The organism is Streptomyces sp. MMBL 11-1, from assembly GCF_028622875.1.
Lineage (GTDB): Bacteria > Actinomycetota > Actinomycetes > Streptomycetales > Streptomycetaceae > Streptomyces.
On sequence record NZ_CP117709.1, the window covers coordinates 7,320,971 to 7,334,170 of the forward strand.

Consider the following 13,200-nt stretch of genomic DNA (forward strand, 5'->3'; position numbering starts at 1 on the left):
GATGAGCGAGTCGACCATCCCCGAGACACGGTCCGCCGCGGAGGTGGTGCCCCCGACGGAGGCGCCGCCCACCGGCCCCGTGCCGGGCCCCGCTTCCCCGGCCCGGGGCCCGGCGGCAGCGCCCGCCGCCCCGGCTTCCGGGCCCACCACCTCGGAAGCCGCGGTCGCCGCCCTCGCGGCGACCGGCCCGGGGCTGCCGTTCCTGATCGGGGTGCGTCACCACGCGCCCTCGCTGGCGGCAGCACTGCCGGCACTGCTCGACGCGGCGGCCCCCGACGTCCTCCTCGTCGAGCTGCCCGCCGAGTTCCAGCCCTGGCTGGGCTGGCTCGCCCACGAGGAGACCGAGGCACCGGTAGCGCTGGCCGCCGTACCCGCCGACGGGCCCGGAGCCGGTTCGGACGGCGAACGGGGTCCGGCCTTCTACCCGTTCGCGGACTTCTCGCCGGAACTGGTCGCCCTGCGCTGGGCGGCGAGAAACGGAGTCCCGGCGGTGGCCTGCGATCTGCCGCTGGCCGACCGCGCGTGGCAGGGGGGCGGCCCCGACACCCCCGTTCCTGTCCCCAGCGCCGAGTCCGCGACCGGGCCGGGGGAGGGGCGCGGGCTGTCCGCCGCGCTCCGGTCCCGGCTCACAGGCCGGGACGGCGACGACCTGTGGGACCGACTGGTGGAGGCCCTCGCGCCCGGCTCGACACCCGAGGCGCTCCGCCGCGCCGCCCTGCTCACCGGCTGGGCGCTGCGCCACGAGGCCGAGGCGCGGGGCGGCGTGCAGGGCACGGACCTGGTGCGCGAGGCGTGCATGCGCCGACATGTCGCCGAAGCCCTGGCGAGCGGGCGGCGGCCCGCCGTGGTGGTGGGAGCCTTCCACACCCCGGCGCTGCTGCCGTCCGCCGCCGAGACCGCCGGAGGTCCCGCACCGGAAGCACCGGAAGCACCGGAAGCACCGGAAGCGCAGGCACCACCGGCAGCACCGGACCGGCCCCCCGTGCCGGAGCCGGGTGGCCACAGGCAGGGCACCGCGGGGACGACGGCGTGCACGGTCTCCCTGGTCCCGTACACGTACCCGCTGCTCGACTCACGCTCCGGCTACCCGGCCGGCATCCGGGACCCGGAGTGGCAGCACACCGTCCTGGACGCCGCCGGGGACCCGGCGGCACTGCACGAGGCGCTGATCCGCACCGCGGTCCGCCTCTGCGCCGCTCTGCGTGAACAGGGCCACCCCTACGGTCCTGCGGACGGCCGGGAGATCGTACGGGTGGCCGGCGACCTGGCCCGGCTGCGCGGCCTGCCGGCCCCCGGCCGCGGTGAGCTCCTGGAAGCCGTGCAGACGGTGCTGGGGCGCGGCGAGACCTACGGCACCGGCCGCGCCGTCGCCCGCGCCCTCGAACGCGTACTCGTCGGAGCCCGCACCGGACGGCCCGCACCCGCCGCTCCGCGCAGCGGACTGGGCCCCGCCGTGGAGGCCGAGACCGAGGCGCTCGGGCTCCCCGGGCCGACGGACACGCACGAGAAGGCACCGCGCGACCTCCGGCTCGACCCGGCGCGCTCCAGCCTGGACCGACGCCGCGAACTGCTGCTGCGCAGGCTGACGGTGTGCGGCATCCCGTACGCGCGGGAGCAGGGCGTGGCCGGTGCGGCGGGCAGCGAAGGACTCACGACGCGCTGGCAGGTGCGGTGGACCCCGGCGACAGCCGCGATGCTCACCGCGGCCGGAGCCCGCGGCGTCACCCCGGCCCAGGCGGCCGAAGGCGTACTGCGGCAGCGGCACGCGGCCGAGCGCGCGGAGGGCGGCCCGACGGCCGCCCAGGTCGTGGGCGGCCTCACCGGTGCCGCCGAGTGCGGGCTCCCCGCCCTGGCCGACGAACGCCTGACGGAACTCGCGGCCGTCCTCCCCGCGAGCGGCACCCTTCCCGAACTCCTCTCCGGACTCGACCTGCTGGACCGCCTCGACGCCGGCCACCTGCCGGGCTCGGGCCTGCCCGACGCCACCGCGAAGCCGGACGCGACGGCCACCGCACGAGCCGCCCGCACCGCGCACGTGGCCGAGCTCCTGACCTCGGCCGCGGTACGCCAGGTCGACGGTCTGACCGGCTCCGAGGACCCCGAGGACGCCCGGGCGCTCCTCGAACTGGCCCAGCGGGCCGACCGCGTGGGCGGCATCCGGCTCACCGACGCCCTCGCCCGGCTGGCCGCCGACGGCACCCCGTTGATCGCCGCGGCCGCCGGAGCGGTCAGGGTGCTCACGGGCCACGAAGAGGCGGAGGCCTTCGGGGGACGCGTCGCCTCCTGGGTGGACGGAGCCGTGGACAGCTCCTCCAGGGCTGCGCTCACCGCCCGGCTCACCGGCGTCCTGACGGTGGCGGGCCCGCTCCTGACCGTCGGGGTCGGCGCCCTGGACCCGCTGCTGCACCGGGTCGTCGAGCTGGACGACACCGCGTTCCTGGCCCGGCTGCCGGCCCTGCGCGGTGGCTTCGACACCCTGAGCCCGGCCGCCCGGGACCGGCTGCTGGACACCGTCGAGGAGCGGCTCGGCGAACGGGTCGACACCCTCGACGCGGACGACCCGGCCGAGCTGGCCCGCCGGACGACTGCCGACCTCGCGGCCCGCCGGCTCCTGACCGGCCTCGGCCTGCCCGTCCCGCCACCCGCGCGCGACGACCGGACCCCACAGCCGCCCGACCGCCCCACCGCGGCGAGCCCCACCGCCGCACCCGACGCCGAGGCCGCCACCGCGTCCGCTGTCGTACCCTCCGCCGAGGACGCCACCGCGCCCGTCCTCGTACCCTCCAGCCAGGACGCCCCCGCGCGGACCCTCGCGCCCGCCGACCGCTGGAGGCTCGTGCTCGGCAGGCGCGCTGACCAACTCCCCTCCGGGGCCGCCCGCCTGGCGACCGCTCTGGACGAGCTCTACGGCGCGGGGCACGGCGAGGGATCCCGCGGCGGCCTGCCCGGTCACGGCGGCTCCGGACCGCGCGGTGGCCGGGAGCCGTCCTTCCCCGGAGTCCGCGAGTGGTCCGAGGAACTGGCCGCGCTGTTCGGCCCCGGCGTCCGCGAGGAGGTCCTCGCAGCGGCAGCCGGTACAGGACGGCAGGACATCCTCGCCGAAATCGACCCGACAGCCGTCACCCCCTCCGTGGAACTGCTCCGGACGATCCTGCGGTACGCCGGCGGGCTCCCCGAAGCCCGCCTCGCGGCGCTCCGGCCCCTGGTCCGCCACCTGGTCGACGAGCTGACCCGCCAGCTCGCCACCCGGCTGCGGCCCGCCCTCACCGGTACGATGCTGGCCCGGCCCACCCGCCGCCCCGGCGGCAGGCTCGACCTGCCGCGCACGCTGCGCGCCAACCTGGCCACCGCTCGCCGCACGGCCGACGGTCCGATCCAGGTGATCCCGGAGAAGCCCGTGTTCCGCAGTCGCGCCCGCCGGTCGGCCGACTGGCGTCTGATCCTGGTCACCGACGTCTCCGGATCCATGGAGTCGTCCACGATCTGGTCCGCGCTGACCGCCTCCGTGCTCGCCGGAGTGCCGGCCCTGAGCACCCATTTCCTGGCCTTCTCCACGGAGGTCGTCGACCTCACCGGCCATGTGCACGATCCCCTCTCCCTCCTGCTGGAGGTCAGCGTGGGCGGGGGCACGCACATCGCCGCGGGGCTGCGGCACGCCCGCAGCCTGATCGCGGTGCCCAGTCGCACCCTCGTCGTCGTCATCAGCGACTTCGAGGAGGGCGCGCCGCTCGCCGGGCTGCTGGCCGAGGTGCGGGATCTGGTATCCACCGGCTGCCATGTGCTCGGGTGCGCGAGTCTCGACGACGCCGGCCGGCCCCGCTACTCGACGGGCGTCGCCGGGCAACTCGTGGCCGCCGGCATGCCCGTGGCCGCCCTCAGCCCACTCGAACTGGCCCGCTGGATAGGGGAGAAGACCGCATGACCGCCGCCCAGTTTCCCCCTGTCGCGCCGGAGGTCACGGCCACCCTCGTGGAGGACCTCTCGCCCCGGCTGCGCAAGCGCCTGGACGCGGCCGTCACCAAGCTCGGCGCCCGCCCGACGCGCCGCGACGGGGACACGGTGACCATCGAGGTCGACGACGAGACGGAGCTGCGCCTGCACGCCCCGGGCGGCGTGGTGGCGACGACGGACGCCATCACCTGCGGTTGCCTCCTCGCCCCGGCCTGTGTCCACCGGGCGGCCGCCGCCTGCGCCGCCCCCGCGGCGGACCCGCCGCCGGAGTGCGCCGGCCGGCCCACCACCGCGGCGCCCGAACCCACCTCCGTAACGGACCCCGCCTCCGCGACCGGCCCCGCTCCCGTAACCGGTACCGCCGCCGACTCCGACACCCCGCCCGAGGTGGCGAGCCCGTCCCGGCGTGCCGCCGCCGACGCCCTGTGGTCGGCGGGCGCCGCCGTGCTGGAGGCCGGTGTCGACGGGGCCGGTGCCGTCGCCCAGTCGGCGCTCCTGCGCGCCGCGCACACCGCCCGGCTCCGGCAACTGCCGCGTGCCGCGGGCGCCGCGCTGTCCGTCGTCACGCTGCTGCGCGCGGCCCGTGCCGGCGATCCGTCCTACCGCACCGCCGACCTCGTCACGGCCCTGGCCGAACTCCTGGGCACCGCACACCGAGTGAAGACGGCGTCCGGGCCGGAGCTGGCCGCGGCCATGGGCCGGGCGCGCCGCCCGTACAGCCCGGACGGCTCGCTGCGCCTGTACGGCCTGTTCACCGAGCCCGTCGTCACCGACTCGGGCCATGGCGGGGTCCGCACCTGGGTCGCCGGGTCCGACGGCCGTCTCTTCACGGTCGGCGATGTGGCGCCCGGCGGCGTCGGACGCGCCCTGGGCGTGGCCGACCGGGCCGTGCGCCTGGGGGACTGCGCGCTCACCCACCGGGAGCTGGGCCGGGCCGGCCTGGCGGTCTCCGGGGCGACGGTCTCGCCGGACGGCAGACTGGGCGCCGGGCAGGGCGTCAAGGCCGTTACCGCCCGGGGCGCGGCGTGGACGGAGCCGCCGCTCGCAGCGCTGTGGGAGACGCCGCCCTCCGAACAGGCCGCCCGCGCCCTGCGGTCGGCCTCCCGTTACGCGGATCCGGAGGGCGGCGGCAGCGACCTGCTCTTCCTGGACGTCGAACTCCTCGGCGCGGTCAGGGAGTCGGGCGGCTCCTGCCTGCTCGCGCGGTGCGAGGGAGGCGTTCTCGTCCGGCTCACCGTCGCCGACGACGACCCCGCGCTGGCCCACCGTGACAACGTGATGCTGCTGGCCGCGGCGCCGGGGACACGGCTCAGAATCATCGGCCGCCTGGTGCCCGCCCCTCACCCCCGGCTCACTCTCCTCGCCTGCTCGCACCTCTCCGGCGAGGGCACGATCGACCTCGGCTTCGACCGCCTGCGCCGTGCCGACCTCCCGGACCCGACCGCCCCCGTCCACCCCGCCCCGCTCCAGCCCGGCGGGTCCGGCGCCCACTCGCCCCTGTACCTCCTGGAGCGCCGGGTCGAACAGACGGTCCCGGCGGGCCGCGCCGCCCTCGGCATGCTCGGCGACGTCACCGCCGAGACCCGGCGAATCCGCCGCGCCGGTCTCCCCACGGCCGCCGGACTCCTCACCGCCCTGTGTGCCTCTGCGGCCCAACGCGGTCGCGATTCTTTCGGCCGCCTGCTCCCTGCCGACACCGACGGCTTCGCCACTCACTGGCTGGCCGCCGCCCGCTACACGGCCGCCGTCGCCGAATCCCTGTGCTCGGCGGCCTGGGAACCGACTCAGGAGGAGGTTCGATAGGCGGTGCTCGTCAGGATCCTCGGCGACTGCCGGCAACGAGGCAACGGCCTCCACCACGCCGTCCAGGCCGTTGCCGCACTCCACGACCACGCCCTGTCCGCATGATCCCCAAGGGCACAGAACGCAGCGTCACCCGACCGATCCCAGGCTCTTCTGCAACACGCTTCAGCCGCCGTAGTCGTCGTGGTGGCGGACCCAGTCCATGATCCCGGACTCCTCCTGGCGCCCGAGGGGAGTCAGGTCCAGGTAATTGAAGGTGCCGTTGAGGAGATCGGTGCCACGCGAGTAGGTGGAGTAGGTGTGAAACACGCGGTCGTCCTCGCGGAGGAAGACACTCAGGCCGTGCTGCTCGCCGCTCAGGGCCCAGGATCCGATTCCGGCCTCCCGCAGTTCCTCCTTCGTGCGGAAGTTGAAGAGTACGGGGGTCACGGATTCATCCATGGTCACGTGGAAATCATGGTTGAACGACGTTCCATGGGAGGAAAACCAGGGAAAAGTCCACTTCATGCGTTCACGGAATTTCGTGATCTTCGCGAGAGGTGCGCGCGAGACCGCGGCGAAGGATGTTCGGGCGGCATGCAAATGCGCCAAGTGGCCGATGTTGTCCGCGAGGAGGGAGCATCCGGTACAGCCGGCATCCCAGTCGGGTCCCAGCATGAAGTGGTAGACGATGAGTTGACTGCGACCGTCGAACAGGTCGACGAGGCTTGCCGTGCCGTCCGGGCCGTCGAAGACGTACGGCTCGGTGATCTCGACCATGGGCAAGGCCCGGCGCTGCGCGCTGAGCGCGTCCCGTTCCCGGTCGAACTGCTTCTCCCGCGCCAGCAGTTCCTTCCGGGCCGCTAACCACTCGTCTCTCGACACAATCGCCGGACTCTTCATTCCGATCCCCGCTTTCGTTGTACATTCCCAGCAACCGGAACTCTATGTGAGGAGGCGGGAGCGCTGGCTGCCGTTGTGCTCGTTCATGGCCTGTACCACCGTCCCGAGCACTTCGACAAGGTGACGGAACGCTTGCGGACCGAAGGAATCGAGGTCGTCGCTCCCGAACTCCACCGAGGCTCGCTCCCCGCCGACACCGCGGCGGTCCAGGCCGCCGTCGACTCACTGGCGGAGCCTCCTCTCGTGCTCGGCCACTCCTACGGCGGGTCGGTGATCACCGGAGTGCGCGGAGCGGGACATCTGGTCTATCTGACGGCCTTCGTACCGGACACCGGCGAAAGCGCTGCCACCCTGAGCGGGGCGTCGCCGCGACTCCAGGAGGCGATCACACCCGAGCCCGACGGATCGACCAGTCTGCGTCCCGACCTTGCCGCCGAGGCTCTCTACCACGGCTGCTCCGAACCCCTCGTCGACTGGGCGGTCGGCCTGCTCCGTCCGCAGGCCCGGGGCTGCGCCCGAGGGGTCCCGACGCATCACGGCTGGAAGGACACGCCCTCCACCTACGTGGTCTGCGGCCAGGACCGGGTCCTCGATCCCGCTCTGCAACGGAAGATGGCCTCGCGCTGCACCGACATACGTGAGTGGCCGACGGGCCATTCGCCGTTCGTCGGGCACCCCGGGCTCCTGCTGGAACTCCTGAGCGAACTCCTCGCCGCCACTACCCCGCGGAAGTGAGACGGGGAAGGCGCCGCCACCACGCTCCCTCCGCCGCCCGGAGGGCCGTGAAGCTCAGCGGGCAGCCGCGCGGTGGGACCGGCGCGCGCCGGGCGTACGGTCGGCGTTGACCGATCCGTCACGGCCCCTGACGTCAGGGCCTGTCCACGGCCGACACCTCCACCGAGGTGTACGCGGGCGGTTCCTCGTACGGCCCCGGCGTACGCCCCGGCGTCTACGGGCTCGGGCCGCGCGTCCCGATGCTGGTCGTCCCGCCCTGGAGCACCGGCGGCCACGTCTGCTCCGAGACCTTCGACGGCGCGCAGTTCTACGTCACCTCCGGGAACCGGACCGACGCCCCGTGGACCTACACCGCCGAGGCCGGCAGAACGGTGTCGGACGCCTGGAACTCCGCCTGCTCCGGCGGTGCCCACGACCTCACGGTCCATGGACCTGAGGTCGGGGAGGCGCTGGTACGACGTGTCCTTCACGACCGAGGGCGCCCCGGGCCTCCTGCGCCGCTTCGCCGGTCACGTCGGGACGGGGGCCGTCGGGGTCAGCGACCCGGCGACGGCCACGGACTGACGGCGAGAAGGACTCAACAGCGAAACGGCGGGGGCCCGGACCGTCCCCATCCAGGCCCCCTGCCCGACACGCACACGACGGGCGGGCCGCTCAGACGGCTCCGCCGGTGCCTCCTCCGGCACCGGACGCGGCCTTGATCCCGCGGGTGATCTCGTCCAGGACGGACAGCTTCGGCGCGGCCTCGTTGACGTCGAACCCGGACCGGACCACGACGAGCATGTCCTTGGAGACGGGGGAGGGGAACACCAGCGATTCCACGTAGCCGTCGTCGCCCTTCTCCGTCACCACCTTCCAGCGCACGGCGTAGCCCTTGCCGCCCGCCACCGTGACGGCCTCGGACTTCAGCTCCTTGTGCGAGGAGATCTTCCCGTAGCTCTTACCGCCGTAGGACTCCTGTGCGTTGAGGGCGATGTCCTTCTTGGCCGCCGCCTCGGGCGTCCCCGCGGTGAGCTTCACGGCTGCCGCCGGGGCGGAGAACACTCCACCGCGCACGCAGGTCTCCGCGGTGTCGCCGGGGCACGCGTGCTCACCCGTCGTCAGTCCGGCGCCGACCGCCCCGGACGTTCCCTTCCACCCTTTGGGCACCGGGAGGCTGATCCCCGCGGCCAGGTCCGTGGCGAAGCCCGGTTCGGTCGGCGGCAGCTGCTCATCGGGCCCCTGACCGTCGCCGTTCTCCCCGCCGTTGCCCTCGTCGCCCTTCCCTCCGTCCTTCTCGCCGTCCGGCGCGCCCGGAAGATCAGGGACGGTGGTCGGGGAGGAGGCCGCCGTGTCCGGCCGGCCGCCGACGTCCTCGCCCAGCAGGTACACGCCGCCCCCGATGGCGGCGAGCACCACCGCGCCCACGGTCACACCGACGCCGACACGGATCCCGCGACGCCGCGCCGCGCCGGGCGACGCGCGGACATGGCCGGTCCACCGCGCTCCGTCCCACCAGCGTTCCTGAGCGGGGCCATTGCCTGAGTGCCCGGGGTCTGGATGCCAGCCGGGCGGGGTCATCTGGGTCACGGGGGCACCCTATGCGGACCGGGTGAGAATCACATGAACTGCCCGCACGCGCTCGGGGGCCGATCAGCCCGGCATGGATCGCGTGGCGAGAGAGCTTCCGGCACCGCGCGGCCGGAGCTTCTGGTGTCAGGAGCGATGTCGATGAGGTCGGACCACACGCTCCGCGATCCGTCCACCGCTCTGAGTCCGACCCCATGCGCGGTGTGACATAGGCTGCATGTCCGGATCCGGCCGAGGCAGGGAGTGACGGATGCCCGTCGAATGGCAGCCCGTACGGCAGTCCCGCACCCATGAGCTCGTGCTCCACAGCATCGAGGAACGGGTATTCGCCGGAGAGCTCCGCGCCGGCGACAGGCTGCCGCCCGAACGGGAACTTGCCCCGGTGCTCGGCGTCAGCCGCTCCGCCCTGCGCGAGGCGCTGAGGGTGCTGGAGACCGTCGGCGTCCTGGTGGCCCAGCCCGGGCGGGGACCCGACGCCGGGGCCCGCATCGTGCGCAACCCGGACGACGCCCTGGGCCGGCTGCTCCGTCTGCACTTCGCCCTCGGCAGCTACAGCCTCCAGGACGTTCTGGAGGCCCGGGTGGTCCTGGAGCGGTCCAGCTTCGAGGCCGCCGCCTGCCACGCACCGCCCGAGGACCTCGACGAGGCGGAGGAGCTGGTGGCGGGAATGGCGGAGCCGGGCATCGCGGTGAGCGGGTTCAACGATCTGGACACCCGCTTCCACGTACTCATCGCCCGCAGCTGCGGAAACGCGCTGACGTCGACGCTCACCTCAGCCGTACGGGAGTCGGTGCGCCCGCTGATACTGGGCGCCCTGGAAGCCACTGACGACTGGCCGGCCACTGCTCGCGCCCTCAACGCCGAGCACGGGGCCCTTCTCGCGCTGGTACGGGAAGGGCGGGGCGAGGAAGCCGCGGACCTGGTGGAACGGCATATCCAGGGGCTGCACGGCACGCTGGTGCAAGGCTCCTTCGCGCCGTAGGCACCCGAGCGGGCCCCGTCGGCACGCGACGCGACGCCGGGCGCATCGTGCCGTACGACGCGTACCGCGAACGTTCCACTCAGCACGGACGTTCTACTCAACGGCCTGCGTCAACGACCTGCGTCAACGGTCTGTGTCAACGGTCTGTGTCAACGGTTTGTGTCGCCGGCCCTTGCGAATGACCTGCGCCTAGTATGGTCCGACCATAGAAACCTCGTATGAACGCGCGGGCACCCGACCGCCGCGAACCACCCGACCGGGGAGGCTCCATGCGCATCGGACTCTTCGCCACCTGCCTGGGAGACACGCTCTTCCCCGACGCGGTGAAGGCCACCGCGATCCTGCTCACGCGCCTCGGCCACGACGTGGTGTTCCCGCCGGGCCAGACCTGTTGCGGACAGATGCACATCAACACCGGCTACCAGCGCGAACCCGTGCCCCTGGTACGCAACTTCGCGGACGGGTTCGGCGACGCCTCGATCGAGGCGGTCGTGATGCCGTCGGGCTCGTGCGCCGGTTCCGTACGGCATCAGCACCGGATCGTCGCCGACCGCTACGGGGACGCCGCGCTCCGCGCCGGAGTGGACGCCGTCGCCGCGAAGACGTACGAGCTCTCCGAACTCCTCGTGGACGTCCTCGGCGTCACCCGGGTCGGCGCGTACTTCCCGCACCGGGTGACGTACCACCCCACCTGCCACTCGCTGCGGATGCTCCGGGTCGGTGACAAACCCCTCCGGCTCCTGCGCGCGGTCGAGGAGATCGATCTCGTCGAGCTGCCGGGGGCCGACTCCTGCTGCGGATTCGGCGGCACGTTCGCGCTCAAGAACGCCGAGACGTCCACCGCGGTGCTCCACGACAAGACGGCGAGCATCGCGGCCACGGGGGCACAGGTGTGCACCGCCGGGGACTCCTCCTGCCTGATGCACATCGGCGGCGGCCTCTCCCGGATCCGGTCCGGGACCCGCGTCCTGCACCTCGCCCGGATCCTCGCCGCGACCCGCACCGCGCCCGACGTCCTGACGGAGGCCTCCGTATGAGCACGTTCCTCGGCATGCCCGCCCCGCCGCCCCGCTCCCCCTACGGCACCGGCAACCTCCGTGGCGACCAGGCCTTCCCTCACGCCGCCCACGACGAACTGGGCAACGAACAGCTCCGCCGTAACCTCGGCCGGGCCACCGGCACCATCCGCGCCAAACGGCTGAACGTCACCGGCGAACTGCCCGACTGGGAGGCCCTGCGGGACGCGGGTTCCGCTATCAAGACCGACGCCTTGAACCGGCTGCCCGAACTGCTCGAACAGCTGGAGCGCCAGGTCACCGAGCGCGGCGGCACCGTGCACTGGGCGCGCGACGCCACCGAGGCCAACGAGATCGTCGCCCGGCTCGTGAAGGCCGCGGGCAGCGACGAGGTGATCAAGGTCAAGTCGATGGCCACCCAGGAGACCGGACTCAACGAGCACCTGGAGTCCGTCGGTATCACCCCGCACGAGACCGACCTCGCCGAACTCATCGTGCAACTCGCCCACGACAAGCCCTCACACATCCTGGTGCCCGCGATCCACCGCAACCGGGACGAGATCCGGCAGATCTTCCTCGACCGGATCCCCGGCGTCGACCCTGACCTGGACAACGTCCCCGCCCACCTCGCCGCCGCCGCACGCCGCTACCTCCGCGAGAAGTTCCTGACGACGAAGGTCGCCGTCTCCGGCGCCAACTTCGGCGTCGCCGAGACCGGCACGCTCGCCGTCGTCGAGTCCGAGGGCAACGGACGCATGTGCCTGACCCTGCCCGAGACGCTCATCACCGTGATGGGCATCGAGAAGGTGATTCCGCGCTACCAGGATCTGGAGGTCTTCCTCCAGCTCCTGCCCCGCTCCTCGACCGGGGAGCGGATGAACCCCTACACCTCGCTGTGGACCGGGGTGACGCCCGGCGACGGCCCGCGCGACTTCCACCTGGTCCTCCTCGACAACGGCCGCACCGCCGCCCTCGCCGACGCCGTCGGACGCGCGGCCCTCAACTGCATCCGCTGCTCCGCCTGCCTCAACGTCTGCCCGGTGTACGAGCGGACCGGCGGCCACGCCTACGGATCGACCTACCCCGGGCCCATCGGCGCCGTCCTCACTCCGCAACTGGCCGGAATGCACGCGACGAAGGACGACCCGAACAGTTCCCTGCCGTACGCCTCCAGCCTCTGCGGGGCCTGCTTCGACGCCTGCCCCGTGAAGATCGATATTCCGTCGCTGCTGGTGGAGTTGCGACACCAGCACACCGAACAGGTGGGCGTCTCACCGGAGAAGCTGGCGATGAGGGCGGCGGCCGCCGTGATGCGCCACCCGGCCCTGTACACCGCCGCGCAGAAGGCGTCCGGGCTCGGCCGCGTCATCGCGGGGCGCGACGGGAGGATCTCACGGCTGCCGCCACCGCTCCGCGGCTGGAGCGACAGCCGTGACACCGCGGCTCCGCCCCGGCAGACGTTCCGCTCCTGGTTCGCCTCCGACGAGGGCGCGGCCGCCCTGCGGGCCGCGGCCGCCGAACACGACACCGCGGCCCCCGGCGGCGAGCACGACGAGGAGGACGCCACATGACCAGTGCCCGTGACACCGTGCTGGGCCGGATCCGCGACGCCCTCGCGCTGGCCCCGACACCCGCCGTCGTCGTCCCGCGCGACTACCGCACCGGGCGCGCCCTGCCCGACGACGAACGCCTCGCCCTGTTCACCGACAGGCTCCTCGACTACAAGGCGCGGGTGCACCCCTGTACGGTCGGCCGCACCCCCGAGGTCATCGGCGACATCCTGCGGGAGCACGGCGTACGCCGCATCGGCGCCCCGCCCGGGCTGGACGCCCGCTGGCTCGCCCGGTACGACGGAGAGGTGCGGCAGGACGAAGCCGATGTCCCGCCCTCACGACTCGACACCCTGGACGCGGTGGTGACGGCGTCGGCAGCCGGCTGCGCCGAGACCGGCACGATCTTCCTGGACGGTTCGCCCGGCCAGGGACGGCGGGCACTGTCCCTCGTCCCTGATCTGCACCTCTGCGTGGTGGACCTCTCCACCGTCGAGGCGGGCGTGCCCGAGGCGGTCGCGCGCCTGGTGCCCGAACGGCCGACGACGCTGATCAGCGGCCCGTCCGCCACGTCCGACATCGAGCTGGAGCGGGTGGAGGGCGTGCACGGCCCCCGGACACTGGTGGTGGTGATCCGTACGGACGCGTAGCCCTGGTGCGTGTTACCGACGGCCAGTGATTCACCGTCGCCGCCACCGCCGCACCGCCGCCT

The 13,200-nt window shown here is 73.5% G+C and carries 9 protein-coding genes and 2 pseudogenes; 9 read left to right on the forward strand and 2 right to left on the reverse strand.

Going from position 1 to position 13,200, the window contains the following annotated elements:
• Position 1 precedes the first annotated feature (1 nt).
• The 3 genes and pseudogenes from PSQ21_RS32305 to PSQ21_RS37910 form a co-directional block, all read left to right on the forward strand.
• Positions 2 to 3,922, forward strand: coding sequence for a vWA domain-containing protein (locus PSQ21_RS32305; RefSeq protein WP_274034897.1), 3,921 nt, complete (start codon positions 2 to 4; stop codon positions 3,920 to 3,922).
• Positions 3,919 to 5,754, forward strand: coding sequence for a hypothetical protein (locus PSQ21_RS32310; RefSeq protein WP_274034899.1), 1,836 nt, complete (start codon positions 3,919 to 3,921; stop codon positions 5,752 to 5,754). Before PSQ21_RS32305 ends, PSQ21_RS32310 begins: the two co-directional genes overlap by 4 nt.
• A 12-nt stretch (positions 5,755 to 5,766) precedes the next feature.
• Positions 5,767 to 5,859 (forward strand): annotated as a pseudogene (locus tag PSQ21_RS37910) (IS5/IS1182 family transposase); the annotation flags it as partial.
• 60 nt (positions 5,860 to 5,919) lie between these two features.
• On the opposite strand, the gene PSQ21_RS32315 reads toward PSQ21_RS37910, so the two are convergent.
• Positions 5,920 to 6,636, reverse strand: coding sequence for a DUF899 domain-containing protein (locus PSQ21_RS32315; protein ID WP_274034901.1), 717 nt, complete (start codon positions 6,634 to 6,636; stop codon positions 5,920 to 5,922).
• A 63-nt stretch (positions 6,637 to 6,699) separates the two neighbouring features.
• Between PSQ21_RS32315 and PSQ21_RS32320 the strand changes: the two genes are divergently transcribed.
• Together PSQ21_RS32320 and PSQ21_RS32325 are read left to right on the forward strand one after the other, a co-directional pair.
• The gene (locus PSQ21_RS32320; RefSeq protein WP_274036045.1) at positions 6,700 to 7,371 is read left to right on the forward strand and encodes an alpha/beta hydrolase; all 672 of its coding nucleotides are present in this window, start codon (positions 6,700 to 6,702) and stop codon (positions 7,369 to 7,371) included.
• Positions 7,372 to 7,505: 134 nt separating this feature from the next.
• Positions 7,506 to 7,935 (forward strand): annotated as a pseudogene (locus PSQ21_RS32325) (phospholipase domain-containing protein); the annotation flags it as partial.
• Positions 7,936 to 8,025: 90 nt separating this feature from the next.
• On the opposite strand, the gene PSQ21_RS32330 reads toward PSQ21_RS32325, so the two are convergent.
• Positions 8,026 to 8,931 carry a DUF2510 domain-containing protein gene (locus PSQ21_RS32330; protein WP_274036046.1) on the reverse strand — a complete coding sequence of 302 codons (906 nt, stop codon included), beginning with the start codon at positions 8,929 to 8,931 and terminating at the stop codon, positions 8,026 to 8,028.
• 259 nt (positions 8,932 to 9,190) lie between these two features.
• Here PSQ21_RS32330 and PSQ21_RS32335 point away from each other — a divergent pair, with 259 nt between their 5' ends.
• The 4 genes from PSQ21_RS32335 (at position 9,191) to PSQ21_RS32350 (ending at position 13,138) form a co-directional block, all read left to right on the forward strand.
• Positions 9,191 to 9,922 (forward strand): FadR/GntR family transcriptional regulator, encoded by a 732-nt coding sequence (locus PSQ21_RS32335; protein WP_274034902.1) that lies wholly within the window; start codon positions 9,191 to 9,193, stop codon positions 9,920 to 9,922.
• A 269-nt stretch (positions 9,923 to 10,191) separates the two neighbouring features.
• Positions 10,192 to 10,959 (forward strand): (Fe-S)-binding protein, encoded by a 768-nt coding sequence (locus tag PSQ21_RS32340; RefSeq protein WP_274034905.1) that lies wholly within the window; start codon positions 10,192 to 10,194, stop codon positions 10,957 to 10,959.
• Positions 10,956 to 12,509 (forward strand): lactate utilization protein B, encoded by a 1,554-nt coding sequence (locus PSQ21_RS32345; RefSeq protein WP_274034907.1) that lies wholly within the window; start codon positions 10,956 to 10,958, stop codon positions 12,507 to 12,509. The genes PSQ21_RS32340 and PSQ21_RS32345 overlap by 4 nt, the downstream gene beginning before the upstream one ends.
• Positions 12,506 to 13,138 (forward strand): LutC/YkgG family protein, encoded by a 633-nt coding sequence (locus tag PSQ21_RS32350; protein ID WP_274034909.1) that lies wholly within the window; start codon positions 12,506 to 12,508, stop codon positions 13,136 to 13,138. Before PSQ21_RS32345 ends, PSQ21_RS32350 begins: the two co-directional genes overlap by 4 nt.
• The last annotated feature ends 62 nt before the right edge of the window (positions 13,139 to 13,200 follow it).